At 60.7% G+C, this 26529-nt stretch carries 27 protein-coding genes; 11 read left to right on the top strand and 16 right to left on the bottom strand.

The window, feature by feature from the left end; translation table 11 throughout:
* Positions 1–14 precede the first annotated feature (14 nt).
* Positions 15–596 (top strand): transglycosylase SLT domain-containing protein, encoded by a 582-nt coding sequence (locus tag ACR0MO_RS17195; protein WP_170455203.1) that lies wholly within the window; start codon positions 15–17, stop codon positions 594–596.
* A gap of 10 nt (positions 597–606) precedes the next feature.
* Here the strand turns inward: ACR0MO_RS17195 and ACR0MO_RS17190 are convergent, their stop codons facing one another.
* The 4 genes from ACR0MO_RS17190 to ACR0MO_RS17175 form a co-directional block, all read right to left on the bottom strand.
* Positions 607–1203 (bottom strand): outer membrane lipoprotein carrier protein LolA, encoded by a 597-nt coding sequence (locus ACR0MO_RS17190; protein WP_170455204.1) that lies wholly within the window; start codon positions 1201–1203, stop codon positions 607–609.
* Between the two features lie 39 nt (positions 1204–1242).
* Entirely contained in the window at positions 1243–4131 is a 2889-nt protein-coding gene (locus ACR0MO_RS17185) for a DNA translocase FtsK (RefSeq protein ID WP_480892465.1), read from the bottom strand.
* Between the two features lie 14 nt (positions 4132–4145).
* Positions 4146–5327, bottom strand: a complete 1182-nt coding sequence (locus ACR0MO_RS17180; protein WP_170455209.1) for an aminotransferase class I/II-fold pyridoxal phosphate-dependent enzyme — start codon at positions 5325–5327, stop codon at positions 4146–4148.
* Positions 5328–5436: 109 nt separating this feature from the next.
* Positions 5437–6765, bottom strand: a complete 1329-nt coding sequence (locus ACR0MO_RS17175) for an amidase family protein (protein ID WP_170624591.1) — start codon at positions 6763–6765, stop codon at positions 5437–5439.
* Between the two features lie 52 nt (positions 6766–6817).
* On the opposite strand from ACR0MO_RS17175, the gene ACR0MO_RS17170 reads away from it, so the two are divergent.
* Complete coding sequence (locus ACR0MO_RS17170) at positions 6818–8080, top strand: FAD-dependent monooxygenase (RefSeq protein WP_480780954.1); 1263 nt, start codon at positions 6818–6820, stop codon at positions 8078–8080.
* Here ACR0MO_RS17170 and ACR0MO_RS17165 read toward each other — a convergent pair.
* The 6 genes from ACR0MO_RS17165 to ACR0MO_RS17140 all read right to left on the bottom strand — a co-directional run bounded on the left by ACR0MO_RS17165 (position 8077) and on the right by ACR0MO_RS17140 (position 12105).
* A complete protein-coding gene (locus ACR0MO_RS17165; protein ID WP_170523870.1) occupies positions 8077–8262 on the bottom strand; it encodes a Trm112 family protein in 186 nt (61 codons plus the stop codon). The genes ACR0MO_RS17170 and ACR0MO_RS17165 overlap by 4 nt on opposite strands.
* A complete protein-coding gene (locus ACR0MO_RS17160) occupies positions 8259–8900 on the bottom strand; it encodes an LON peptidase substrate-binding domain-containing protein (protein ID WP_170455215.1) in 642 nt (213 codons plus the stop codon). The genes ACR0MO_RS17165 and ACR0MO_RS17160 overlap by 4 nt, the downstream gene beginning before the upstream one ends.
* A 27-nt stretch (positions 8901–8927) precedes the next feature.
* Positions 8928–9845, bottom strand: a complete 918-nt coding sequence (gene trxA, locus ACR0MO_RS17155; RefSeq protein ID WP_480892462.1) for a thioredoxin — start codon at positions 9843–9845, stop codon at positions 8928–8930.
* A gap of 76 nt (positions 9846–9921) precedes the next feature.
* The gene (locus ACR0MO_RS17150) at positions 9922–10710 is read right to left on the bottom strand and encodes an exodeoxyribonuclease III (protein WP_480892459.1); all 789 of its coding nucleotides are present in this window, start codon (positions 10708–10710) and stop codon (positions 9922–9924) included.
* A gap of 95 nt (positions 10711–10805) precedes the next feature.
* On the bottom strand, positions 10806–11222 hold the full coding sequence (locus tag ACR0MO_RS17145) for a DUF5071 domain-containing protein (RefSeq protein ID WP_480892457.1): 417 nt from the start codon (positions 11220–11222) through the stop codon (positions 10806–10808).
* A 196-nt stretch (positions 11223–11418) separates the two neighbouring features.
* Positions 11419–12105 carry a response regulator transcription factor gene (locus ACR0MO_RS17140; RefSeq protein WP_050605036.1) on the bottom strand — a complete coding sequence of 229 codons (687 nt, stop codon included), beginning with the start codon at positions 12103–12105 and terminating at the stop codon, positions 11419–11421.
* Between the two features lie 161 nt (positions 12106–12266).
* Between ACR0MO_RS17140 and ribA the strand changes: the two genes are divergently transcribed.
* Together ribA and ACR0MO_RS17130 are read left to right on the top strand one after the other, a co-directional pair.
* Positions 12267–13361 carry a GTP cyclohydrolase II gene (gene ribA, locus ACR0MO_RS17135; protein ID WP_480892455.1) on the top strand — a complete coding sequence of 365 codons (1095 nt, stop codon included), beginning with the start codon at positions 12267–12269 and terminating at the stop codon, positions 13359–13361.
* Positions 13358–13858: a L,D-transpeptidase family protein gene (locus ACR0MO_RS17130; RefSeq protein ID WP_480892452.1), complete on the top strand. Its 501-nt coding sequence runs from the start codon at positions 13358–13360 to the stop codon at positions 13856–13858. The genes ribA and ACR0MO_RS17130 overlap by 4 nt, the downstream gene beginning before the upstream one ends.
* Here the strand turns inward: ACR0MO_RS17130 and ACR0MO_RS17125 are convergent.
* Positions 13842–14501 carry a YggS family pyridoxal phosphate-dependent enzyme gene (locus ACR0MO_RS17125; protein WP_480892449.1) on the bottom strand — a complete coding sequence of 220 codons (660 nt, stop codon included), beginning with the start codon at positions 14499–14501 and terminating at the stop codon, positions 13842–13844. The genes ACR0MO_RS17130 and ACR0MO_RS17125 overlap by 17 nt on opposite strands.
* Before the next feature lie 104 nt (positions 14502–14605).
* Positions 14606–15613: a porin gene (locus tag ACR0MO_RS17120; RefSeq protein ID WP_480892446.1), complete on the bottom strand. Its 1008-nt coding sequence runs from the start codon at positions 15611–15613 to the stop codon at positions 14606–14608.
* 285 nt (positions 15614–15898) lie between these two features.
* Between ACR0MO_RS17120 and ACR0MO_RS17115 the strand changes: the two genes are divergently transcribed.
* The 5 genes from ACR0MO_RS17115 to ACR0MO_RS17095 all read left to right on the top strand — a co-directional run bounded on the left by ACR0MO_RS17115 (position 15899) and on the right by ACR0MO_RS17095 (position 21153).
* On the top strand, positions 15899–16387 hold the full coding sequence (locus ACR0MO_RS17115; protein ID WP_480586287.1) for a DUF3576 domain-containing protein: 489 nt from the start codon (positions 15899–15901) through the stop codon (positions 16385–16387).
* A gap of 72 nt (positions 16388–16459) precedes the next feature.
* Positions 16460–18994, top strand: a complete 2535-nt coding sequence (gene leuS / locus ACR0MO_RS17110) for a leucine--tRNA ligase (protein WP_480892443.1) — start codon at positions 16460–16462, stop codon at positions 18992–18994.
* The gene (gene lptE, locus ACR0MO_RS17105) at positions 18981–19472 is read left to right on the top strand and encodes an LPS assembly lipoprotein LptE (RefSeq protein WP_480780961.1); all 492 of its coding nucleotides are present in this window, start codon (positions 18981–18983) and stop codon (positions 19470–19472) included. Before leuS ends, lptE begins: the two co-directional genes overlap by 14 nt.
* Positions 19469–20497: a DNA polymerase III subunit delta gene (gene holA, locus ACR0MO_RS17100; protein WP_480627116.1), complete on the top strand. Its 1029-nt coding sequence runs from the start codon at positions 19469–19471 to the stop codon at positions 20495–20497. Before lptE ends, holA begins: the two co-directional genes overlap by 4 nt.
* Positions 20498–20565: 68 nt before the next feature.
* Positions 20566–21153 carry a glutathione S-transferase family protein gene (locus ACR0MO_RS17095; protein WP_170455240.1) on the top strand — a complete coding sequence of 196 codons (588 nt, stop codon included), beginning with the start codon at positions 20566–20568 and terminating at the stop codon, positions 21151–21153.
* On the opposite strand, the gene ACR0MO_RS17090 is transcribed toward ACR0MO_RS17095, so the two are convergent.
* Positions 21150–22340, bottom strand: a complete 1191-nt coding sequence (locus ACR0MO_RS17090) for a TIGR03862 family flavoprotein (RefSeq protein ID WP_170455407.1) — start codon at positions 22338–22340, stop codon at positions 21150–21152. The two genes, ACR0MO_RS17095 and ACR0MO_RS17090, sit on opposite strands and share 4 nt — an antisense overlap.
* A gap of 46 nt (positions 22341–22386) precedes the next feature.
* Here ACR0MO_RS17090 and ACR0MO_RS17085 point away from each other — a divergent pair, with 46 nt between their 5' ends.
* A complete protein-coding gene (locus tag ACR0MO_RS17085) occupies positions 22387–22683 on the top strand; it encodes an HNH endonuclease (protein ID WP_480627114.1) in 297 nt (98 codons plus the stop codon).
* Here ACR0MO_RS17085 and ACR0MO_RS17080 read toward each other — a convergent pair whose 3' ends face one another.
* The 3 genes from ACR0MO_RS17080 to ACR0MO_RS17070 are packed head-to-tail and all read right to left on the bottom strand — an operon-like array spanning position 22684 to position 24766.
* Entirely contained in the window at positions 22684–23421 is a 738-nt protein-coding gene (locus ACR0MO_RS17080; RefSeq protein ID WP_480627113.1) for a VOC family protein, read from the bottom strand.
* Positions 23418–24026 (bottom strand): enoyl-CoA hydratase/isomerase family protein, encoded by a 609-nt coding sequence (locus tag ACR0MO_RS17075; RefSeq protein ID WP_170455246.1) that lies wholly within the window; start codon positions 24024–24026, stop codon positions 23418–23420. Before ACR0MO_RS17075 ends, ACR0MO_RS17080 begins: the two co-directional genes overlap by 4 nt.
* Positions 24023–24766: an SDR family oxidoreductase gene (locus ACR0MO_RS17070; protein ID WP_480627112.1), complete on the bottom strand. Its 744-nt coding sequence runs from the start codon at positions 24764–24766 to the stop codon at positions 24023–24025. Before ACR0MO_RS17070 ends, ACR0MO_RS17075 begins: the two co-directional genes overlap by 4 nt.
* 139 nt (positions 24767–24905) lie before the next feature.
* On the opposite strand from ACR0MO_RS17070, the gene ACR0MO_RS17065 reads away from it, so the two are divergent.
* Positions 24906–26426 carry a DUF2125 domain-containing protein gene (locus ACR0MO_RS17065; RefSeq protein WP_170624617.1) on the top strand — a complete coding sequence of 507 codons (1521 nt, stop codon included), beginning with the start codon at positions 24906–24908 and terminating at the stop codon, positions 26424–26426.
* The last annotated feature ends 103 nt before the right edge of the window (positions 26427–26529 follow it).

The following is a 26529-nucleotide window of genomic DNA, read 5'->3' as shown; positions in this document are numbered from 1 at the left end:
AAGGCACGAGGCACATGAGCAGAATTCTTTTCGTACTCCTAGGGGTGCTGCTTTTGGCATCCTGTGGGGGCGGCTCGAAACAGCCGCCCAGCAGACTGAACGACGCGTGCAGCATTGCGCGCGAAAAGCCCGATTATATCCGGGCTTTCAAAAGCACCGAGCGTAAATGGGGCGTTCCCGTTCACGTACAAATGGCCACGATCTATCAGGAAAGCCGCTATCGCCACGATGCGCGCACGCCGCACCGCTATGTTCTGGGCGTGATCCCGATGGGCCGTCAAAGCAGCGCCTATGGCTACGGTCAGGCGCTGGACGGCACGTGGGAGCAGTACCAGCGTGAAACCGGCAAACGCCGCGCCAAGCGGGATCGCATTCGCGACGCGTCGGATTTCATTGGCTGGTACATGAACAAAAGCTACGAGCGGAATGGCATCCACCCCGCAGACACGCGCAATCAGTATCTGGCCTATCACGAAGGTCACACGGGCTTTGCCCGCGGCAGCCATAACAAGAAATCATGGTTGCTGAACGTGGCCAGCGATGTGGACGCGCGCGCGAACCTGTATCAGTCGCAACTGGCAAATTGCCGGTACTGAGGTGAAGGGGTCAGCGGTCGGCTGACCCACTTCTTTTGCTGTTCGAGAACAGATCCTGATTCAGTCTGCCACCCTCGGTCAACGGGCCCAGCAGCACCGTGGTCTGGGTGCCTGCATTGTCGTGGATCACCCATTTCCGCAGTTCGACCGGGTTGTCGGTGAACATCAGCTCAATCCGGCCCGAGTCCGGGTTCTTGGGGTCTTGCGCCGTCACTACGGTTGCGGTGCCGTCGAACTCGTGCCCTACCACCATATTGGCCTGACCAAGGTTTACATTCCGCGCCAGAACCAGAGACAGCGGTGTCCGCTTTAGCGGGTATTGTTCGGGCGGTTGGTTCGATTTGGGATCAAAGATCATGACACTGCCGGACCGTGCCAGCACCACGGCGCTGTCCGGCGGGTCATATTCGAACCGCATTTTACCGGGTCGCTGCATCCACAGCTTGCCGGTACTCAGCGAGCCATCATCGTTGACCTGAGTGAAACTGGTCTGAACCGTTTTCAGCTGGTTCAGGTAATTTGAGATTTCCGACAGCGGCAGCTTATCAGCAGCCCAGGCCGCAGGCGCGGCCAGTGTCAAAGCAAGGGCAAAAGCAATCTGTTTCATGCTTCACAGATATGCGCTCTGCCCTTGTTATTAAATATCCTATTGCTCGGGGACGAGGATTTCGCGTTTGCCGACGTGATTTGCCGCCGAAACAACGCCTTCGTCCTCCATCTGCTCAACCAGCCGCGCGGCTTTGTTGTAGCCAATGGCAAGTTTCCGCTGGATATACGAGGTCGAGCATTTGCGATCCTTGATCACAATCGCCACCGCCTGATCGTACAGAGCGTCTTCGCCGTTGGTGTTGCCACCGGTGTTCAAGCCCAGAACGGCGTCGATATTGTCGGCTTTTTCCTCGGCCGGACCATCGACCACGCCACTCATGTAATCCGGCGGGCCGAATTGTTTCAGGTGGTTAACGATTTCCTCGACCTCTTCGTCCGAGACAAACGGCCCATGGCAGCGGGTGATCTTGGCACCACCCGCCATATACAGCATGTCGCCCTGCCCCAGCAGTTGCTCGGCACCCATCTCGCCCAGAATGGTGCGGCTGTCGACTTTCGAGGTCACCTGGAACGAAATCCGGGTGGGGAAGTTCGCCTTGATCGTGCCGGTAATCACATCGACCGACGGGCGCTGTGTGGCCATGATCAGGTGAATGCCCGAGGCACGCGCCATCTGCGCCAGGCGCTGGATGCAGGCTTCGATCTCTTTACCCGCAACCATCATCAGGTCGGCCATTTCGTCGACGATGACAACGATATAGGGCATCGCTTCGGGGGCGAATTCTTCGGTCTCGAACATCGGCTCGCCGGTATCATCATCGAACCCGGTCTGCACCGTGCGGCTGAACATCTCGCCCTTGGCCAGCGAGTCCTTTACCCGGCCATTGTAGCCCGCGATGTTGCGGACGCCCATTTTGGACATCTTGCGGTAACGATCCTCCATCTCGCCCACGACCCATTTCAGGGCAACAACCGCCTTTTTCGGGTCGGTCACAACGGGCGACAGCAGGTGCGGGATGCCGTCATAGACCGACAGTTCCAACATCTTGGGGTCGATCATAATCAGGCGGCATTCATCCGGCGTCAGCTTATAGAGCAGCGACAGGATCATCGTGTTGATCGCCACCGACTTACCCGAACCCGTGGTCCCCGCGATCAGCAGGTGAGGCATTTTCGCAAGGTTCGCCACCACAGACTCACCGCCAATGTCCTTACCCAGCGCCAGAGGCAGCGCATGGTTGCCATCGCCGAAATCACGGCTGGCTAGGATTTCGCGCAGCACCACCATCTCGCGGTTTTCATTGGGCAGTTCGATACCGATCACCGAGCGCCCCGGCAAGGTCGAAACCCGCGCCGACAGGGCCGACATCGAGCGTGCGATATCGTCGGCCAAACCGATCACCCGGCTGGCTTTCAAGCCCGGGGCCGGTTCCAGTTCATACATGGTGACAACGGGGCCGGGGCGGACGCTGACGATCTCTCCCTTGACGCCATAGTCATCCAGCACGTTTTCCAGCATCCGCGCGTTTTCCTCCAGCGCTTCATCGCTCAGGTGATGGCGCTGAATGCTGGCCGGGTTCGACAACAGTCCCAGTGGCGGCAATTCGAAATCGGAATGCCGTTCTTCGAAAGACAGGGCCGGCTGCGCCTCGGCCTGCGCGCGGCGGGATTGTTGCGGCGCGCGGCGCACCGGCTGTGCCACGACAGGCTTGCGCGGCTCGGCCACCGGGATTTTCATCGCCGGACGCGTTTGCGGCGCGGGTTCGGGGGCGTCCTCGAACACAGCATCGTCGTCGAAACCCGGCTCAGGCGCAAAGTCCTGATGCAAAGGCTCCTGCCACTCGGGCGCGGGGTCAGCCGTCAGCATCGGTTCCGGTGGCAACTCGGGCGCGGTCATAGGCGGTTCAGGCGGCAGGCCACCTGTTGGCCCTGCGTTCAGGATCAACGGGTCCGGCCCGCGACCACGGCCTTTGGTCAGCGGCAGGTTCGGATCTGGCTCGGGCGTCATCTCACCGGTTGCCACCTTGCGGTTGCGCACAGCGGCCGAGATTTTCGAGCGGATGCGATCCTCGCCCGGCATTTCATCGAAGCCTTCGACCGGCATGGGTTCGACCAATTCGGGCTCAGGCATTGGGTCGGGACGGCGGATCAGGGCGGGCATCCGGGCCAGCAGGCCGGTTTTTGGGGCAGGTTCCGGCGCTTCCTCTCCCAGGTCTTCAAAGATGGGATCGCCAAAGGCAATCTCATCGTTCAAAACCGGCTCAACCCGCGCGGCGCGGTGTTCTTTCCACTGCGCCCGACGATCCCGCGCAGCCTGCGCAGTGACCGAGGCCCCACGGCCCAGCAGGTTCATCAGCAGGTCATAAGCCATGACCAGACCCAGCAGGAAGGCGCGTGTGCCACGGCGCACGTCAACCTTGGTGAAGCCCAGCACAAAGACACCCAGCGCGATCATCCCGACGGCCATGGCCAGCGACATCAGCTTGACCAGGAAATGCGAGGAAATCGGCAGAAGGGTCAGCAACGCCCCCATTACGGTGTCGCCAAACAGCCCGCCCAGCCCATAGCTGTGGGTCGCGCGCCATTCGGCACCGGGCACCAGAGTCGCGGCGTAGACCGAGACAATTGCGATCCAGATCGGGGCAAAGATCAAACGGGCAACGGCACGATCTTCACCGAAATGACCGGCAAATCGCACACCCCAACCGATCAGCACCAGCGCAATACCCCAACTGCCCCAGCCAACGATCATGAACAACGGCGCGGCAATCGAAGCCCCAATCCGCCCCATCCAGTTCTGCACCGGCGCGTCGGTCGAGACCATCCAGTTCGGATCGTCCGGCGTGTAGGACCAGATCATCGCCGCGGCGGCAAAGCCCAGCAGGATTAGGGCGATCCCGATCAATTCCTTGCTGCGCCGCTCGATCGCGGCCTGAGTCGTGCTGTCCAGTAGCGGATCGCGGTTGCGCGCGTTCAATGATGCCATTTTGCCCTCGTACCTCACGAATAGATGCAGTCGCGGAGCGTAATCAGCCCGCGCTGCAACTCTGTTTTTGGGGCCACCATAGCGGCCCGGATAAAGTGCTCGCCCGGGTTTTGCCCCGGATCGCCTTGAGAAAGATATGCGCCCGGCAGGACCCGCACTCCGGTCTCTTGCCACAGCTTCAATGCGGTCTCCTCGCCGTTTTCAACGGGCAGCCACAGGAAAAACCCGGCCTCGGGCGGCATATAGCCCTGCACACCGGCAAAGACCCCATCCGCAATGGCGTATTTTTCCTGATAGAGCGCGCGGTTTTCGACAACATGCGCCTCATCAGCCCAAACCCTGGCAGCAGCAGCCTGCAATGGCATAGGCAAAGGCGAACCGGCATAGTTGCGCAACTGTTTGACACGTTTGATCGTTTCGGAACCGCCCGCGATCAGACCGGACCGCAGACCCGCCAGATTGGACCGCTTCGACAGTGAGTTGAAAAGCGTGATCCGTTCGGGATCTGCCCCCATCTCTTGCGCGACGGTCAGGACGCCTGTGGGGGCTTCATCCCGGTAAATCTCGGAATAGCATTCATCGGCGAAGATGCGGAAATCGTATTTCTCGGCCAGGGCGATCAGTTCGGCCCAATAATCGCGCGATGCCACGGCCCCCTGCGGGTTGGCGGGCGAGCAGATATAGGCAATGGCGGTGCGGTTCAGCACGTCTTCGGGCAGGCCCGCATAGTCGGGCAAATGTCCGGTGGCCGCTGTGGCAGGGACAAAAACAGGCTCGGCTGCGACCGAGATCGAGGCGACCATATAGACCTGATAAAACGGGTTCGGGCACAGAACGACCGGCTTTTGGCCGTTCTTCTGTTCCGGGCACAACGCCATGGCCGCGTTGTACAGCCCCTCTCGGGTGCCGTTCAGCGCCATGACGTTGGTGTCGGGGTCCATACTCACGCCATAACGGCGTTTGATCCAGTCGGTGATTGCCCCACGTAACTCGGGCGAGCCTTCATTCGGTGGATAGCCCTGAAATCCAGCCGCATTTTCGGTGATCACATCCGTCACCCAAGCGGGGAAGTCGTGCATTGGCGCGCCGATGGTCATGTGAATCACGTCACCCCCCGGCTGGTGATGGTCCAACAGGGTGCGCAGACGCGGGAATGCATATTCCGGTAGGTTCGAAAACCGCTCGGGGAAAATCATAACTACTGCCTCAATATCGGGGTCATTTCGCCCCGTCTTTTTTGGCAGATTACAGATCAGACCCCGCCCCGTCCAGACAAAGAGGTGCCGAATCAGGGGATTGTGGCATTCACGCCAATGCGGTTTCCGCCGCTGAGCCCAGCCGCAACAGGGCCTCTTCGGACCCCGGATAACCCAGCATCATCAGCCCGCAACCGGGTGTCTGGGTCGGCAAAGTCAAAGCCGCCAGCCCCATCAGGTTGCCAATGCGGGTGTTGCGCAGGGCCAGCAGATTCTCGGTCACGTAATAGTCGTGATCGCTCAGCAGTCGGTCCAGATTTGGCGGCAGGATCGGTGCGGTCGGGGCCAGAACGGCATCAAATCCGGCAGTGGCCGCATCCCATGCGGCACGGCAGGCTTTGAGTCTGGACCAGGCCGCAACATAGTCGGGGCCTGAAAAAGCCTGACCCATGCGGAACCGTTCCAAAATCTCGGGGTACATTGCCTCGGGGTTGGCCTCGATAACGTCCTTCCACAAGCCATAAGCCTCGGTTGTATAAAGCACTCCGGTCAGGCCCATCGCGTCATTCAGCTCGGGCACGTCCAGCGGGACGATCTCTGCCCCTGCATCGGCCAGACGGGCCAGCGCATCCTCATAGGCCGCGCGCGGGGCGTCTCGCAGATCGTCCTTCGCGACATTCTGCAGATCCGCAAAACGACGACCCGCCAAAGACGCGCCGCGCAAATCGGCGGGGGTACCGCCTTCCAGCAGCGCCAGAACATGGGCCGCATCCTCGACCGACCGGGCCAAGGGGCCGACCGTGTCAAACCGCAGACATAACGGTACGGTGCCTTCAAGGCTGACCCGGCCCGCGGTGGTTTTCAGACCCACAAGATTGTTCCACGCCGACGGGATACGCACCGACCCGCCGGTATCCGACCCAATCCCACAGGCGGCCAAACCCCAGGCAACACTGGCCCCGGCGCCCGAGGATGAGCCGCCCGGCACAGCCTCTTCATCATCGATACAGGGCGGGGTCCCGGTGATCGGGTTCAGGCCAAGACCGGAAAAGGCCAACTCGCTCATATGGGTTTTGCCCAGACAAACCGCCCCCATGGACGTGGCGTTGCGCACAACCACGGCGTCCGCATCCGGAACACGGCCTTTCAACAGGGCCGATCCAGCCTCGGTGCCGATACCGGCCGTATCAAAGAGGTCCTTCCAACTGATCGGAACACCATCCAGCAGGGACCGGCGCAGACCCAAAGCAGCGCGGTCTTTTGCGGCCTTCGCCTCGGCCCGCGCGCGGTCATGGGTGACGCGGGCAAAGATACGGTCGCGATGAGGGTGGGCGTCAATGGCGCTCAGGTAGGTCTCGGTCAGGTCCACAGGGTCGATCTGCCCCATGCCGATGCCCCGACCCAGATCACAGGCCGTCATGGTTAGCCATTCCTGCATCTCACCCCTCCTTCTTTTCTGCCTGAACGGGACGGTAGCGACAGGACCGCACATGGACAATCCCGAAAGGGCGCGCATATTGCAGGGCATGACACGGGCATCGGATATCCTGATCGTTGGCGGCGGCCTGAATGGCCCCGCCCTGGCACTGGCCTTGGCGCAAACCGGTCACGCGGTCAGCGTGATTGATTCTCTGGCCGAGACGGTCCGTACAGACGCAGACTTTGACGGGCGGTCTTATGCGCTGGCGCTGGCCTCGAAACGGTTGCTGGACGCGATTGGTGTGTGGGAGCGGGTCGCGGACCACGCCCAGCCGATGCTTGAGATCAAGGTGACCGACGGCCATGCCGGTTCCGGCCCGTCGCCCTTTTTCATGCATTTCGACCATGCCGAGATCGAAGAAGGCCCGATGGGCTATATGGTCGAGGATCGCCACCTGCGCCGCGCCTTTCTTGAGGCGATGGCAGAGGAAAAGCGCATCACCCAGATCAGCGGCAAGACCGTTGTGGCGCAGGAAACGGGTACATCCGGCGTCACCCTGACATTGGATGACGGCAGCACGGTTGCAGGGCAACTGGTCGTCGGGTGCGACGGTCGGCGCAGCGGTACGGCGGCGCGGGCGGGCATCAAGCGCAGCGGGTGGGATTATGGTCAAACCGCCCTTGTCTGCGCCATCGAGCACGACCTGCCCCATCACGGCGTCGCGCATCAGTTCTTCATGCCCCCCGGGCCACTGGCGATTCTGCCACTGACCGGCAATCGCAGTTCCATCGTCTGGAGCGAACGCACCGACACCGCCTATCGCATCAACGCGCTGCCCGAGGCCGAGTACCTACAGGTTCTGCGGCCCAGATTCGGAGATTTTCTGGGTGACATCCGCCTGCAAGGCGACCGCTTCACCTATCCGCTGAACCTGACCATCGCCAATTCCTTTATCTCGGATCACTTGGCCTTGGTTGGGGATGCGGCGCATGGGATGCACCCGATTGCCGGGCAAGGCCTGAACGCCGGTCTGCGCGACGTGGGCGCGCTGGCCGAAGTGCTGACACTGGCCGGACGGCGGGGTGAAGAGATCGGCTCGACCCTTGTATTGCAGCGGTATCAGGAGTGGCGGCGCTTTGACACAGCCTCGCTTGCGATGGCGACGGATGTGTTCAACAAGCTGTTTTCAAACGACAATCCGCTGCTGCGGATCGGTCGCGATATCGGAATGGGGATCGTCGGATCCTTGCCCGGATTGCGGCGCGGATTCGTGCGTGAAGCGGCAGGTCTGACTGGCGATCTGCCGAAACTGCTGCAAGGCCGCCCGATTTAGTCCAGCGGACGCGCCTCATCCACCAGCATCACCGGAATCCCGTTGCGGATCGGAAAGGCCAGCCCTGCGGCTTTGGACACCAGTTCCTGCTTTTCCGCGTCATAGTGCAATGTTGTATGCGTCTGCGGGCAAATCAGCGCCTCAAGCATATGGCGGTCGAACGCGTTTGCTGGATCACTCATTGCAGTGTTTCCTCATTTGATCCGCCACGCAGGGCGAATTCGATCAATGTCACAAGGGTTTCGCGCCGTGTGCGCAGGCACGGAGCTTCTAGCAGGGCTTGTTTGTCTTCCGGGTCGAAATCCATCAGCATCGACAGGGAATTCACCAAAAGCTCATCATCGGCATCCTTCAGCGAACCCCAGTCGGTGGACAATTGGCGGGATACGAAGAACCGTTCCAAAAGGGTCAGAAACCGTGTCCGATTGAACCCATCATCGTTCTCGGACTTGCCCAGATCGCGATCAAACCCATCCCATGACACCTCGCACCGGCGATACGGGGTGAAGGCGTCCAGTTCGGATTTGATGCGGAACCGGGAAATGCCAGTCAGTGTGATCAGGTACCGGCCATCTTCGGTTTCGGAAAACTGGGTGATGCGCCCGGCGCATCCGATGCGGTGCAGCTTGGTGTCATCGTTGGCCGAGGGGTTCGGCTGGACCATCGCAATCAGCCGTTCCTTGGTCTTCAGCGCGTCATCCACCATTTGCAGGTAGCGCGGCTCAAAAATATGCAGCGGCAGGGGCGAACGGGGCAGCAGCAGCGCCCCGGGCAATGGGAAAACGGATACCGTTTCCGGCAGGTCGGCGGGATGCATCATGTACCCGAGTGTAGCTCTGATCAGGAATTAGGCAAATATCATCGAGCTGAGCTTGCGCCGCCCGTTCAGAACAATCGGATCATTGGGCTTGAGCGCGTCGAAAATCGTGAACAACTGAGCCTTGGCCGCACCGTCATTCCATTCGCGATCCCGACGGAACAATTCCAGCAATTGTGCCACGGCGTCTTCCACATCGCCATTGGCGTGCAGCGCCTGCGCCAGATCGAACCGGGCCTGATGGTTGTCGGGCTCGGCCTCGACCGCAGCGGTCAGTTCAGCCACCGGGCCCGCATCTGCCGCCTGTTTCGCCAATTCCAATTGTGCATGCGCCGCTTCCAGTTCGGGCGCGTTGGAAATCTCGGCCGGGGCACTGTTCAGGATCGCCTCGGCCTGTTCCAGATCGTCGGATGCGATATGCGCGCGCACCAGCCCGCCATAAGCTGCGGCATGGTTGGGATCTTCGCCCAGAATCGCGGCAAAGGTCTGCGCCGCATCTACGGCGGCCCCTTCGGTCAGCATTTCTTCGGCGGCCTGAACGGCCTCTTCCAACTGGCCACCGGGGCTTTCGCCGCCTGCCGCTTCGATCACACGGTCCACGAATGCCTTGATCTCGGACCCCGGCAGCGCACCCTGAAATCCGTCAACCGGCTGACCCTTGAAGAAGGCGTAAACGGTTGGGATCGACTGGATCCGCAACTGAGACGCAATCATCTGCGCCTCGTCCACGTTGATCTTGACCATCTTCACCGCACCTTTGGCGGCAGTTACGGCCTCTTCCAGCAGTGGCCCCAACGTTTTGCACGGGCCGCACCATGGCGCCCAGAAATCCACGATCACTGGGGTTTCCTGCGACGCCTCGACCACATCGGCCATGAACGTGGCCTCAGAGCCGTCCTTGATCAGATCGGTGGCGGGGGTGCTGTCTGACGGGTTCAGAAGGTCCATGGCAAATACTCTTTCGTTCGAACTTGCGCCCTATATGCAACCGCTTGGCGCAGAAACCAAGGGCTGAGTTTCCCGGTTACAGATCGAAACTTGCAAAGACGGGCGCGTGATCGCTGGGCTTTTCCCATCCGCGCGCATCGCGCAGGATACGGCTGGAGTGACCCGCGTTCGAGATATCCGGCGTGGCCCAGACATGATCCAGCCGCCGCCCCTTATCCGCCGCGTCCCAATCCCGCGCCCGATAGGACCACCAGCTAAAAAGCTGCCCCTCGGGGATATCCTGACGGGTGATATCAACCCATCCACCTGCATCCTGCGTTTCCGCCAAATGCTCAACTTCAATCGGCGTGTGCGAAACCACCTTGAGCAGCTGTTTATGCGACCACACATCATCTTCGCGCGGGGCGATGTTCAGATCGCCGACCAGAATGGATTTCTCGGGTTTTTCCGCATGGAACCAATCACGCATGTCAGTGAGGTAATCCAGCTTCTGCCCGAACTTCTCATTCACCTCGCGATCCGGCACATCCCCGCCTGCAGGGACGTAGAAATTATGGATCGTCACACCGTTTTCCAACCGTCCCGCGATGTGGCGCGCATGGCCGAGACCGGCGAAATCCTTATCGCCCACTTCTTCCATCGGCAGGCGCGACAGGATGGCGACGCCGTTATAGCCCTTCTGGCCCCGAGCAACCATGTGGGTATACCCCAGTTCCGCAAACCCTTCGGTCGGGATCTTGTCGACCGGAGACTTGCATTCCTGCAAACACAGCACGTCCGGAGCCTCTTCCTGCAACAATTTCAGCACGATAGGCTCGCGCAGGCGGACCGAGTTGATGTTCCAGGTGGCAAGGGTGAAGGGCATGTGGGGATTCCTCTGTCGCGATTGGGCGGAGGTTAGCGTGGTGCGGGTTGGGGTGCCATGGGAAAGTCTCTGAATTTTCTAGCAGTCAAAATGATCTAGCGAACAATCTTGTCTGTAGCTGAATAACCAAGTCGTTCTCTCAAAATGTCTCGCGCCACCACATCTACCTTTTCGCGCCTATCAGCTTCGCCAGGTTTTTCCGCCAAACGCAGCAACTCAACTTTTAGGGCGTTAACCACGTCCGAAGTTGCCCGTGATACAACAAGAACGAGTGTCCAGTACTTCCATTCCGCGTCGTCTCCCATCATAAGATTTCGGATATGAGGTATTATTTCTGGCCCAGCATCTATCAATACAGACGCAGTCGGCTCAGCTACTGGCCAGTTTGAATCTTGAACCCACGCTAGCAGCAAGGGAATAGCGTCATCTAGCATGGGAAATCCCACTTCTTTTGCCCGTGCCGAAGCGGATACATCAAACTTGTCTTTAGGAATGCAGTCTCGAATATTCATTTTGCGAAACTAAATGGATTACGCAGCCGCCACAATCACCTCAAGCCAATCTCCAGTTTCACTACAAAAAAAGCCGGGCCATAAGGCCCGGCAGTCCAACAGGGAGGTGCATGTCATAACCCGGACATGCGCGGGGTGGGAGTAACCTAATTATGTGGCCAGAGTATCACTTTGATCCAAATCAATCCACCTCGGATCACGATACAAGGCGATATCCACCCGATTCTGTGACCAAAAGGCGAGCATTGGAGGGATCAGGCTCGATCTTCTGACGCAGGCGATAGATGTGGGTTTCCAGTGTGTGGGTGGTGACACCGGCGTTGTAACCCCAGACCTCGTGCAGCAGCACATCCCGCGCCACAACGCCATCGGTCGAACGGTACAGGAACTTGAGAATGTTGGTCTCTTTCTCGGTCAGACGAATCTTGCGGTCTTCCTCGGTGATCAGCATTTTCATGGCTGGCTTGAAGGTGTACGGGCCAAGAACGAATACGGCGTCCTCGGATTGTTCATGCTGGCGCAGTTGCGCGCGGATGCGGGCCAGAAGAACCGGGAATTTGAAGGGCTTAGACACATAATCATTGGCACCGGCATCCAGGCCCAGGATCGTGTCGGCGTCGCTGTCATGGCCCGTCAGCATCAGGATCGGGCTTTTGACGCCCTGTTTGCGCATCAGGCGGCACAGCTCGCGCCCGTCGGTATCGGGCAGTCCCACATCCAGAATGACCAGATCGTAGATCGCCTCGCGGGCCCGCTCCATGGCCGACGAACCATCAGAGGCTTCGAACACGTCAAAATCCTCGGTCATCACCAGTTGCTCGCTAAGCGCTTCGCGCAGGTCTTCGTCGTCATCCACCAGCAGGATTTTCTTGAGCTGAGCCATTTCGCGGTCCTCCTAAGCCTTTTCCATCACTTGCGCGTAGAAGATGCAATCGACAAGCTTTGCTGCACCCGTCTCACGCCATCGTGTCAGACGCGGCAGAAATGTTTCACATTTCTTTTGGAAACCGTTAGAAGTCCGCCGAACGCGATTGGGCATTATCAATGAGTCTGAACCCCGACATCACCGAGCTGCTGGCCCGCGCACGGGCAGACCTGCGCATGGGCGTGCCTGTGGCCCTGACCGACGACAGCGGCGTCAGTGTGCTGGCGCTTGCGGCCGAGACGCTCAACCCCCAACGTCTGGCGGATTTGCGCGGGCTTGGCGGGACACCTGTAGTCGCAATCACCGGACGGCGGGCCGAGACGCTGAAAGCGCGCGCCTATGACGGGGATCTGGCGCGAGTTGTGATCCCGGCAGATGTTGAGATTGACTGGGTGCAGGCGGTTGCCGATCCCTCGGACGATCTGAACGCGCCAATGAAGGGCCCCCTGATAACCGAGCGGCAGGGGAATGCCAACCTGCATCGCATTGCCATCGCGCTGACCAAGTCGGCACGCCTGTTGCCCGCAGCTGTTGTGATGCCGGTTGAGGACGGCCAGGCCTTTGCTGCACAGCACGGCCTCACCTGCATCGATCACACGCGTGCGGCCCCTCATCTGGCGGATCGCAGCGCCCTGCACCCGGTTGTCGCCGCGCGTCTGCCGATGGAGGTGTCCGAGGCCGGTCGCCTGCATGTGTTCCGCCCCGAAGACGGTGGCGAGGAGCATTACGCCGTAGAAATCGGCCGTCCGGATCGGGACAAACCGGTTTTGGCGCGCCTGCACTCGGCCTGCTTTACCGGCGACCTGATGGGCAGTCTGAAATGCGACTGCGGCCCGCAGTTGCGGGGCGCGCTGGCGCAAATGGGGGCTGAGGGCGCAGGCGTATTGCTGTACCTGAATCAAGAGGGGCGCGGGATTGGCCTGGCCAATAAGATGCGCGCATATTTCCTTCAGGATCAGGGGTTTGACACTGTCGAGGCCAATCACCGGCTGGGCTTTGAAGATGATGAGCGTGATTTCCGGCTGGGCTCGGACATTCTGAAATCGCTGGGCTTTAGCTCGGTGCGTCTGTTGACCAACAACCCGGCCAAGATGTCGATGATGGAGAAAACCGGGATCGCAGTGACCGAACGCGTGCCGCTGAAAGTGGGTGAGACGGCGCATAACCGCGGCTATCTGGCCACCAAGGCTGCGAAATCCGGGCATTTGCTGTGACGCCGGGCGATCTGGTCTGGACCCCACGCGGCGTCCGGTTTCTGGGCCGCATCTTCCCCTGCTCGATTGGGAAAGGGGGCCTGAGCGCCGCGAAACGCGAAGGTGACGGGGCCACCCCAACCGGCACGCACCGCATTGTCGGGATGCTGTATCGCCCGGACCGGATGGCTGCACCCTGTTCCTGGGCGCGGCCCATCGGCCCGACGGATCTGTGGTCCGACGATATGTCCGATCGCGGGTATAACAGTTTAGTTTCAGCGCCTTACGCCTTCAGCCATGAAAAGCTGCGCCGGGTGGATCCGTTATATGATCTGGTTCTGATAACCGACTGGAACTGGCCAAATGCGGTTCCGGGGGCGGGGTCGGCCATCTTTGTTCACCAATGGCGCAGGCCCGGCTTTCCGACAGAAGGTTGCGTGGCCTTCCGTCGCGATCATCTGCACTGGATCGCCCGGCGGATCGCACCGGGCACGCGGCTGATTATTCCTCAGGCCTGACCCGCTCGCCGAAAATGGCCGAGCCGACCCGCACATGGGTCGCGCCAAGGGCGATGGCTTGCTCGAAATCACCGCTCATTCCCATGGACAGGCCGTTCAACCCGTTGCGTTCAGCGATTTTGGCCAGCAGGGCAAAATGCAACGCGGGCTCTTCTTCGACCGGTGGGATGCACATCAACCCCCGAACCGGCAGGTCCAGAGCCTTGCATTCTGCGATGAACCCATCCGCGTCGGTCGGGAGAATCCCGGCCTTTTGCGCCTCTTCCCCCGTATTGACCTGAACGAACAAGTCCGGGCAGGACCCGATCTCCTGCGCCAGCCGCACCAGGGTTTTGGCAAGTTTCGGACGGTCGACGGAATGGATCGCGTCGCACAGCTCCATCGCCTGCCGCGCCTTGTTGGTTTGCAACGGTCCGATCAGGTGCAGGTCTATCCCGTCGAACTGCTCTTTGAACGCGGGCCACTTGCCTGCCGCCTCTTGCACCCGGTTCTCACCGAAACAGCGGTGGCCCTGTTCCAGTACGGCCTGAACCCGTTCATTCGGCTGGACCTTCGATACGGCGATCAGTTTGACCGACCCGGGTTCCCGGCCTGCTTTGGATTCGGCCTTTGTGATGCGGGCGGTGATGTCTTGCAGGGACATGGCGTTCCTCAAATCTGTCTTTGGCGCGACAGAACACCATGTTCAGGCAAAAGAAAAGGGCGGGTCCATAGACCCGCCCTAAGAACCGTTCGGTTCAGATCAACTTAGAAGTTGAACTGTGCACCGAAGTCAGCACGCAGCTGGCTGTCGCCGTCGCCACGCTTCTGGTTGCCGATACCACCGCGCAGCGATGCACCGCCACCCAGGTCGTAGATGGCACCAATGCCGTACTGCTGCAGGTCGTCGTCAGCCGAACCGTCACCGTAAGCGAAGGTCAGGGTGGTTGCTGCGTTCACGTTGTAAGCAGCCGACAGACCATATGCGGTACCGTTGCGGCTGTCATCTGCAACGTCGTCGTCCGCGACGAACAGAGTGCCCGAGAAGTCACCGAATTCTGCACCCAGGGTCAGAACGGCCAGGCTCTGCTTGTCGATGTCACCGATCGAGCTGGTCTGACCATAGGCCAGAGCAGCTGTGATGTTGTTGAACGTGTAGGTGGCACTGATGTCCCAACGATCTGCATCCGTGGTGTCGGAACCAGGAACAGCGTCGTTAGCGAAAGTACGCTGGTCATACGACGCGCCGAACGCGAAGTCACCAACTGCGTACTGGAAGAACACAGCGTTTGCACCCGAACCGGTCGACGAATAGGCCAGGAAGTCATAGTCAACGCCCGAGTACTGGCCGATGAAGTTTTCCAGACCAGGCTCGTTACCGTAGTAGTTTGCCAGGTTGTCGAACGAGCCAGCAACGTTGCCCGCGTCAACACGCAGACCGCCGAAGATGACCGAGAAGCGCGCGCCGTTCAGGCTGGCCGCGTTTGCTTCGCCGTTACCTGCGTCTTCGTCGGCCTGTACACGAACACGGCCTTCAAAGCGAACGCCACCGTCGGTTTCAACGATGCCGTCGATGTTCAGACGGAAACGCGAGACCAGGATGGTTTCGTCGGTTTCAACACCGGTCGCGGTCGCGCCGTCGATGGTGCTAACGGTGCCTGTGCGATCTTCCAGATAGCCCAGACCGAAACGGCCGTAACCGCTGAATTTCACTTCAGCTGCTGCAACGCCTGCGGTCGCGATCAGCGCCGTCGTTGCGAAGAGAACTTTTTTCATCTTGTTTCCCTCGGTTTCAAAAGTTTTATCTACTCGACACATACCAAGGCATATGTCTCAGCACGGACACCGTTTCGCTCTTTTTGCCCCCATTGCGCAAGCTTGGCATAAAAGGGGGCGGTTCATTGGGATCAGATTGGTGCAAGGATGCCACAGTCGGTTTTGGGACCTGTCAGGCGGCAATCACACCGACAATTCATAAAGAATAGGCTTGTTGCACACAGGGACCTTAGTTAGGAGTATCCCCCGACGATGTATAGCAAGTGAAAACAGGATCTGCTGACAATGCGCCTGCCGACGATTTTGGGTCTGATTGCAATTACCGCCGCCGTTTCCGCCTGCGGCCCGAATCGCGGCGCTGCGCCGAACCCGGTTTACAACGATACGGACAGCACCCGATCCGCTGAACGGGAACTGAACGACCCCAACCGTTCGACCATTTGGGATGTGTTCGACCGCAGCGGTGCTGAACAGACAGCGAATGTGAACCGTTACCTGTGGGCCGCATCGCTGGACGTCCTCAGTTTCCTGCCTGTGCAAGAGGTGGATCCGTTTACCGGTGTGATCGTAACGGGTTACGGCACTCCTCCGGGCGGAGGGCGTTCGTACCGGGCAACCGTGCATATCAGCGACCCGGCGCTTGCGGCGCGGTCCTTGTCGGTTGCGTTGCAGTCCAGCGGCGGTGCACCCGTCAGCGCGGCAACCTCGCGCGCGGTTGAAGATGCGATCCTGTCTCGCGCACGTCAGCTACGCATTGCAGACAGTAAGTTCTAGCAACCCGTCTAATTTCGCACTAAGACCACGCCGGGTTCTGACCCGGCGTTTTCATTCACGAAGGACCGCATGATGTCGCGCTACTCGGCCAACGAAATCGAAGCAAAATGGCAAGAGGCCTGGGACAAGGCCGGGATCTTCACCGCCAACCACAAGGCGGACAAGCCGAAATACTATGTGCTTGAGATGTTCCCCTACCCATCAGGCCGAATCCACATGGGGCATGTGCGCAACTACACGATGGGCGACGTGATCGCGCGTCATAAGCTGGCGACCGGGCACAACGTGCTGCACCCGATGGGCTGGGATGCCTTCGGGATGCCCGCCGAAAACGCCGCGATGGCGATTGGCGGTCATCCGAAAGACTGGACCTATGGCAATATCGCCGACATGCGCGGACAGATGAAACCTCTGGGTCTGTCGATCGACTGGTCGCGTGAATTTGCCACCTGTGACCCGGAATATTACGGCCAGCAGCAGGCTTTGTTTCTGGACATGCTCGAGGCCGGGCTGGTTTACCGCAAGAACGCCGTGGTGAACTGGGACCCGGTGGATATGACCGTTCTGGCCAATGAACAGGTGGAAAACGGGCGCGGCTGGCGGTCGGGCGCGCTGGTGGAACGGCGCGAGCTTACGCAGTGGTTCTTCAAAATCTCGGATTACTCCGAGGAATTGCTGGATGCGCTGGATACGCTGGACAACTGGCCCGCCAAGGTGCGTCTGATGCAGGAGAACTGGATCGGCAAGTCCCGTGGCCTGCAATTCGGCTTTGAGCGCACCGATGGAGGTGAGCCGATCACGGTTTATACGACTCGCCCCGATACGCTGCTGGGTGCGTCCTTTGTGGGCATCTCGCCGGATCACCCGATTGCCAAGGCGTTGGAGTCTGAGAACCCCGAAGTCGCTGAGTTTGTTGCCGAATGCCGCAAGGGTGGCACCACCGAAGAGGCCATCGAAACGGCCGAAAAGCTGGGCTATGACACCGGCATCCGCGTGCGTCATCCGCTGGACCCGAATTGGGAGCTGCCGGTCTGGATCGCCAACTTCATCCTGATGGATTACGGCACCGGCGCGATCTTTGCCTGCCCAGCACATGACCAGCGCGACCTCGATTTCTGCCGCAAATATGGCCTGCCCGTGGTCGATACCTTCTTTGCGCTGGATGATGACACGCCGGTCGACAAGATCGCCTTCGTGCCGCCGAAGACCGAAAAGGTGCGCTGGGTGAACCATTTCGCGGGCCTGACCGAGGCCACGGGCGATGAGGCCATCAACACCACCGTCGATTTCGCCGAAAAGGCGGGTTGGGGTGAAGGCGTCACCAAATACCGCCTGCGCGACTGGGGCCTCAGCCGTCAGCGCTATTGGGGCTGCCCGATTCCCGTTGTGCATTGCGATGCCTGCGGCGTCGTGCCCGAGAAGAAAGAGAATCTGCCGGTCCGCCTGCCCGACGATGTCACATTCGACAAACCGGGCAACCCGCTGGACCGCCACCCGACCTGGCGTGACTGCGCCTGCCCGTCCTGTGGTGCCCCGGCCAAGCGTGAAACCGACACGATGGACACATTCGTCGATTCGTCGTGGTATTTCGCCCGATTCACCGCTCCGCGCGCGGAAACGCCCACCGATCTGGCCGAGGCCGAATACTGGATGAATGTCGACCAGTATATCGGCGGCATCGAACATGCGATTCTTCACCTGCTCTATTCCCGTTTCTTCGCGCGGGCGATGCAGATCACCGGGCATCTGCCGAAAAAGGCCATCGAGCCGTTCAATGCGCTGTTCACGCAAGGCATGGTAACGCATGAGATTTACCAGACCCGCGACGCCAAGGGCCGCCCGGTCTATCACCTGCCCGAGGATGTGACCGACGGTAAACTGGCCGACGGCACCGAGGTCGAGATCATCCCCTCGGCCAAAATGTCGAAGTCCAAAAAGAACGTGGTCGATCCGGTCAGCATCATCTCGGCCTTTGGCGCAGATACTGCGCGCTGGTTTGTGCTGTCCGATTCGCCGCCCGAGCGGGACGTTGAGTGGACCGCCGCCGGGGCCGAGGCCGCGTACAAACATCTGACCCGCGTGCACCGCATCGCCTCAGAAATCGCCGAGTCGGACAACCCGGCCAACAGCGAAGACGAAACCTTGCTGCGTGAAATGCATAAAGCCATCCATGATGTGACCGGAGGCGTCGAATCCTTTGGCTTCAACGCCTCGATTGCCAAGCTTTACGCCTTTACCAATACGCTGGCCAAATCCAAGGCGGGCACCGACGCCAAGCGTCAGGCCGCCAAGACACTGGCGCAACTGATGTCGCCGATGACCCCGCACCTGTCAGAGGAACTCTGGGAGTTGCTGGGCGGCGAAGGGCTGGTGGCAACTGCGCCATGGCCGGTGGCCGATGAGGCGATGCTGGTCGATGACACCATCACCCTGCCGATCCAGATCAACGGCAAGCGCCGCGCCGAAATCAGCGTTCCAAAGGACATGGACAAGAACGAGGTTGAAAAACTCGCGCTTGGCACCGAAGCTGTGCAAAGGGCGCTGGATGGATCGGCCCCGAAGAAAGTGATCGTTGTCCCGGGTCGGATCGTGAATGTCGTCGTTTGACCGAAGAACCTTTCTGTTGATGCCGCTGGCGCTTGCTGCCTGCGGCTTTCAACCGGTTTACGCTCCGGGCGGGGCAGGATCGGCGCTGTTTGGCAAGGTCGAACTGTCTGCGCCAAATAACGAAAACACGTTCCTTCTGGTTCAGAATCTGGAACAGCAGCTTGGGCGCAGTGCGACCTCGGGTAAGGATTACAAGCTGAGCGTGCAGGTCTCTACTCAGGTTCAGAGCGCGGCCATCACCACAACCAACGAGACCAACCGCTACACGATCAACGGACGGGCGCAGTATTCGCTGCGCTCGAACGCCTCGGGGCAGATCGTGGCCTCGGGCACCGTCACCGATTTCGTGGGCTATTCGGCGTCTGGGTCAACGGTTTCCACACTCGCCGATGAACGCGACGCGACACGGCGCCTGATGACGATTCTGTCGGATCAGATCGTCAATCGCCTTTACGCCACGCCGGGCCTGACCGCATGAAGCTGAGCCCGCGTGAGGCTGACGGCTATTTCGCCAAACCGGATGCAGACAAGACCGGCCTGCTGATCTACGGCGCGGATGCCATGCGGGTGGCGTTGAAGCGTCAACAGGTGCTGGCGGCCTTGCTGGGCGCAAATGCCGAAGAGGAAATGCGCCTGACCCGGATGCCCGGCAGCGACTTGCGCGGCGACCCCGCTTTACTGCTGGATGCGGTCAAAGCGGTCGGTTTCTTCCCCGGCCCCCGCGCCGTGTTCGTCGAAGAAGCCACGGATGCTGCCGCCCCCTCGATTTTGGCCGCGCTTGAGGATTGGGCACCCGGAGACGCGCAGATCATCGTCACCGCAGGGCAGCTGAAACCCAGTTCCAAAATCCGCAAAGCCTTCGAATCGCACCCGGCGGCCTATGCGGTTGGTATCTATGACGATCCGCCCTCACGGGCCGAGGTCGAGCGTGTGCTGGCCCAGGCCGGATTGCGGAACGTGCCGCGCGACACAATGTCGGCGCTGAACGAACTGGCCGTCAGCCTCAGCCCCGGCGATTTCGCCCAGACGGTTGAAAAACTGTCGCTGTTCAAGCGCGGAGATGACAGCGAACTCAGCCTGGAGGACATCGAAGCCTGCGCGCCCCGTTCGACCGAAGCGGCGCTGGACGATGTCCTGAACGTGGTCGCCGAGGGCCGCGCTGGTGAGATCGGGCCGCTGATCCGGCGTCTGCAGGCGCAGGGCACCAATGGGGTGACGCTGTGCATCGGCGCGACCCGGCATTTTCGCACACTTTACGCCTGCGCCTCGGACCCCGGCGGTGCGGCGCAGGGAATCGGCAAGCTGCGCCCGCCGGTCTATGGCAAACGCCGCGACCGCATTCTGCGGCAAGCGCAGGGATGGGGCGCACCCAAGCTGCAAACGGCGCTGACCGTTTTGACCGATACCGACCTGTCCTTGCGCTCAGCCGGGCAGACAGCCCCGGCGATGGCGCTGGTCGAACGTGCCATGATCCGTCTGGCAATGCTCGCCCGGTCGCGCTGACCCTGCGTTTGTCTTGACCCCTGCCCGTTCCGGGCCACACTCAGGCCAGCAAATGGCAGGAGATCAGCATGTACAAGATCTATGGACGCGTCCAAAGCCGCGCCTCGCGCGTCATCTGGCTGCTGGAAGAGCTCGGGCAGCCGTACGAGTTGGTCAATGTCGGACCACGTGATCCACAGGTTGCCGCGTTGAACCACAGCGGCAAGATTCCGGTTCTGGTGGACGGCGATCATGTGATCTCGGACAGTTCCGCGATCATGACCTATCTGGCCGACAAACACGGGGCCTTCACCTTCCCGGCGGGCAGCCCTGAACGCGCCGCTCAGGATTCGGTGTTCCACGCGATTCTGGACGAACTGGACGCGGTCCTGTGGGTTGCGGCACGGCACGGGTTCATCCTGCCCGAGGACAAGCGCGTCCCGCAGATTGGCGAGGCCGCCAAATGGGAGTTCGATCAGAATTTCAAGCGGTTAGAGAAACGGTTCCAGGGTCCGTTCCTGATGGGTGATCAAATGACCATCGCCGATATCCTGCTGGTACATTGCATGAGCTGGGCAAAGGGCGCGGGCTTTTCGTTGGATTCGGACGTGTTGAAAGCCTACGGCAAAGAGATGCGGAACCGGCCTGCCTATAAGAAACTGGCCGAACTCAATTAATCAGGACCGTTTTGCCTCAGCCGGTCTACTGCGGATCGACCGGCCCAGCGCCCTGTGGCCAGACACGCCGTCAACAGGTAACCACCTGTTGGCGCTTCCCAGTCCAGCATCTCTCCGGCGCAAAAAACGCCTGGCAGGGCCGTCAGCATCAAGCCATCGGTCAGGGCCGCGCGCGAAACGCCACCTGCGGTTGAGATGGCTTCGTCCATTGGCCGCGGGCCCGCATGATGAACCGGCAGCGATTTGATGAGTTGTGCCAAGGCATCGGGCGCGGACGGGATGGGCCGCCCGAACTCCATGAGCAACGCCGTTCGGGTCGGCCCCAGTTTCAGAACTTTGCGGATGTGATTGGACAGGCTGGCCTTGCCGCGCGGTTTGCTGAGGCGCTGCGCCACGTCGTCCTGCGACACATCAGGCATCAGGTCGAGCGTCAATGGCGCCCCGTCTCGCACCGCTTTGCAGATGGTGTAGATGCCGCCGCCCTCCAGCCCGCGGGCCGAGATCACCGCCTCGCCGCGTGTGTGCAAGGACCCGGCTTGCAGGGCAACACCTTTGATTGGCGCGCCGAAATGCGATGCCATTTGGTCGGACCAGTCGACCAGAAGACCGGCATTGGCGGGAGCAAACGGGGTGATCTGAACACCTTTGTCGGCAAGGGGGGTCGCCCAATTGCCGTCCGATCCCAATCGCGCCCAACTGGCCCCGCCCATCGCTAGAATTGTCGCGCTTGCCGTCAGGCTGTGTTCGCCGTCCGGGGTGTCGAATGTCAGCACATCGCCCTGCCACCCAGTCCAGCGCCAGCGCGTCCTGATCTCAACGCCCGCTTCTGACAGGCGGGCCAGCCACGCGCGCAACAGGGGTGAGGCTTTCATGACGGTTGGAAATACCCGGCCCGTCGAGCCGGTGAACAGCTCTTGCCCCAAACCGCGCGCCCAGTCCTGAACGGCCTGCGCGTCGAACTCGGCCAGCATCGGAAGCAGCCAGTCGGCGGCTTCGTCATAAGACTGGATCAAGGTCTCGAAAGGTTCATCCTTGGTCAGGTTCAGCCCCGATTTTCCCGCCATCAGAAACTTGCGCGCGACCGAGGGTTTGGCCTCGGCCACCAGAACCGAGTGACCGGCCCGGGCAAGCTGTTCCGCCGCCATCAACCCGGCGGGACCTGCCCCGATCACCACTGCCTGCGCCATTCGCACCCTCTTGCCTTCGTCGCCCACAGGCGCATCATTCCCGATCATGACGAACAGCGATCCGATCTGCCCGCTTTGCGACCGCCCGATCCCCGAAGGCGGCGGCAGCCTGCATCATCTGATCCCAAAACTCAAAGGAGGCAAGGGCGGACCCACCGTTCTGCTGCACCAGATCTGCCACAAGGAAATCCACGCCACGCTGACCGAGGCCGAATTGGCGCGCAGTTTCAACACGGTCGAGGCCCTGCGCGCGCATCCCAGGCTTGAGAAATTCCTGAACTGGGTCCGCAAACGCCCGCCCGGTTTTCGTTCGAAAGTGCCGGGAAAACGGCGCGCTCGGTGATCAGCCGGGCAGGACGGGATCACCGAAGGCATCCGAAATCGGCTGGGCCAGGCCCTCGAACTCCAACCCCTTGAAATCCGGCACCGGTGCGAATTGCGCGCCCTGAATGTGCTGAAATTCCAGCGTTGTGTAGGGGCGCTTCCACAACCATTCGCGGTTTCCGACCGCCCACGGGTCGGGATCAGGCGGGGCGTCCTGCGTGAAGGCGTAGAAATGCAGATCGAACCCGTATGGAGCGACGTCCTGCATTGACAGCAGTTTCATGCCCCGGGCGCGGCAGAACGCGTCCTCGGCGGCTATATCGCCGGTACGCAGGGTGATCTGACCGACCCGCGCCTGCGCGAACGGGTTCGCGGGATCGGCTGCATTTTCGGGCCGGTTGCCTTCGAAATCATGTTGCAGAAGTTCGATCACAAAGCCTTCGGGGTCGCTGAGATGGGCCATGTAGCCGATATCCAGAAACTGGCGCGGGACACTGACAGCATGGCCCTGTTTGCTCAACGCCTCAACCGCCGCGTCCACATCGGGCAGAGTAATCCCGATCTTCCAGTATCGTTGCCCCTGATCATGGGCGTACCCGCCGCCACCTGGCATCAGCAACAGATCCGCATCCTGCCCGTCATAGCCGACGCGGCGGTTTTGCCCTTCGGCCCGCACCGACATGCCAAGCGCGTTCCGGTAAAATCCGGCCAGGCGATCCGGATCGGCGACGCGCAATCGCAGCGCGGACAACCTCATCGGCACAGCTCGGCGATGCCAGCGGCGATGTCGGGCTTTGCAGCGACACTGTCCGCCACCAGCTCGCGCGCTGTGGGCATCAGGTCTTCGGGCGCGACGATGCGGTCCACAAGACCGAAGGCATAGGCTTCCTCTGCCGTGATCTTCTGCCCTGCCATCAGGATCAGTTTGGTCCGCGCCGGGCCAATCAGGGCCGCCATGCGTTTGGGATCGGACGGTTGCGGCAGAAAGCCCAGCTTCATCACCGGATAGAAGAACTTGGCCGAGGGCACCGCGATGCGCAGATCACAGGCCAGCACCATCCCGTTGGCCCCACCGGCCAGCGTACCGTTCAATGCGGCCACCGTCAGACAGGGCAAGGCGGCAATCGCGCCCGACAGGCGCTCCCACACGTCCGAGGTGGCCAGCCCGGCGCGCGCCTCGTCCAGATCGGCCCCGGCGCTGAACACTTTGCCGGTACCTGTCAGGATCAGCGCGCTGGCCTCGGTCGCGGCCTCGGCAATCTCGGCCAGTTCGGTCAGCATCGCACCGGTCAGGGCGTTTGCCTTGCCCGGGTTATTGATCGTGACGGTCCATAGACCGTCGTCCTTCGTCAATTCAATCACGTCAAGCCGATCCTTTGGCGGATGTCATCTTGGCGTAGGGAAATCTCGGAGCCCAAGAACTCATCCGAGTCTGACGAACACATCCACATCAGCGCCCGCGCGGGCCAGTCCGCCGGGATGTGAACATCCCAATCCAACTGGCTAACCGGGTTGATGCCGCTGGCCTTGATGACACGTTGCATATCCGTGGCCACAGTGCCCGGCGACAGGCCCATGGCGCGGATACCGTTATGCGCCTCTTCCAGATGCAGGCATTCGGTCAGCATCTTCGCACCCGCTTTCGAGGAACAATAGTGGCTCCACGCCTCAACCGGGTTCGATGCCGCACCGGACGAGACGGTCAGGACCGTACCACCCCCGGCGGCGCGCATCACCGGCAGGGCGGCGCGCATGCCGTAGAATACGCCTTTGAGGTTAATATCGATGGCCTGGCTCCAGGATGCGACATCGGCGTTGGACAGGTGAAAGATCGGCTCGATCACACCTGCATTGCCGATCAGTACGTCCAGACCGCCAAACCGGGCAACGCAATCGGCCACCGCCTGTTCGACCTGCGCGAAATCACTGACGTCGCAAGCCAGCGCAATCGCGTTATCCCCCAGCGCAGCCGCCAGCGCATCAATCTGATCACGACTGCGTGCAATCAGCGCGACATTGGCCCCGGCTGCGGCAAAAACGCGCCCCGCCTCGGCCCCGATTCCCCGGCTGGCCCCTGTTATGAGTACTGTTTTTCCCTGCATTTCCCCCTCCTCAATCCGTGGGCTGGTCCTTGTCCAAAGCCGTAGCGCGGAAACGGGGAAGGCGTCCAGCCCTTGCCCCTTGACGATACCCGCCGCAACCCCGACCATGCGCCACAAATTGATCAAGAAGGGTTACCTTATGTCTGTTTTCCTTCGCCGCAGCTGCGGCGCAGCCCTGGCTTACGCCGTTGCCACCCAAGGCGCCTGGGCCGACCTGACTGCAAATGATGTCTGGGCCGATTGGCAGAACTATTTCCAGTCGATGGGCTATACAATTACCGGCGATCAAAGCAACGCCGGGGACGTGACCACAATCGCGGACATGACCCTGTCGATGACCTTCCCCGAAGATGACGGTCAGTTCCAGATGGTCATGCCGGAAATGACACTGACCGAAAACGGCGATGGCACCGTCAGCATCGGCTTTCCCGACAGCTTCCCGATGACAATCTCGGGCACGGCCGAAGATGAGGCATTCTCGGTCGACCTGATCTATTCGCAGACCGATCTGGACATGGTTGTTTCCGGCTCGCCCGAAGACATGACCTATGACTATTCCGCATCCACCCTCAGCATCGTTCTGGGCGAGTTGCAGGCTGGCGACGAAGCCCTGCCCGATGATGCTCTGAATGTCAGCTTTGACATGACCGACCTGTCCGGAAGCTCTCGCATGTTGATCGGTGATGAGCGCACAATCGATCAGACGTTCGAAGCCGCCGAACTGTCCTACGACATCCAGTTCGAAGACCCTGAGAACGGCGATTCCGGCCTGTTTGTCGGCAAAATGGACCAGTTGACGTTTGCGGGTGAAAACATCCTGCCGCTGGAATTTGACCTCAGCGATCCTGAGGCGCTGTACGCTGCCGGTTTCGCCTTTGCGGGCGATTTCACCTATGCCTCGGGCAAGACCGATATCAGCGGCGTCAGCGAGGGTGAGCAGTTCAACATGGCCAGCTCATCCGAAGGCGGGCGCTTTGCGGCCAGCATGGATGCCGAGCGGATTGCCTATGATATCGAGCAGAACAATACCAAGCTGGCGGTGACAACGGCGGACCTGCCCTTCCCATTGGAAGCCGCGATGGAGAAAGCCGGTCTGCAACTTGAGATTCCGGTTCAACCTTCGGATGAGGTCAAGCCGTTTGGCTTCTCGATGAACCTGACCGATTTCACCATGTCGGATATCTTGTGGAGCATGTTTGACCCCGCAGGCACTCTGCCCCGCGATCCGGCGACCATCGCGCTGGACACCAGCGGCACCGCCAAAGTTCTGATGAACATCTTCGATCCCGAAGAGGCCGCCGAGTTCGAAGCAACAGGCGAGATTCCGGCCGAGCTGCACTCGCTGAAGATCAACGAGCTTCTGGTTTCGCTGGTTGGGGCAAGACTGACCGGTGACGGCGATTTCACCTTCGACAACGCAAACACCGAGGAATTCGGCATGCCCGCCCCGGCTGGTGTCGCGAACCTTCAACTGGTGGGGGCAAATGCACTGATCGACAAGCTGATCGGAATGGGCCTGATGTCCGACAGCGATGCCTTGGGCGCCCGGATGATGATGGGCATGATGGCGGTGCCGGGGGATGAGCCCGACACGCTGAATTCAACCATCGAATTCACCGAAGACGGCCAGATTCTGGCGAATGGTCAGCGTATTAAGTAAATGTGATCGGGCAAGGGCGTGACCGCGCGCCCTTGCCCTTGACCTACGGTGCAGACGTCACAAAACCATTCGGTCACGGGTCTTGCGAGACGGGCTGTGCAAG

Source organism: Ruegeria sp. K5, from assembly GCF_056531805.1.
Note: the sequence above shows the minus strand (reverse complement) of the source record. Positions and strands in the feature narration are given on the sequence as shown.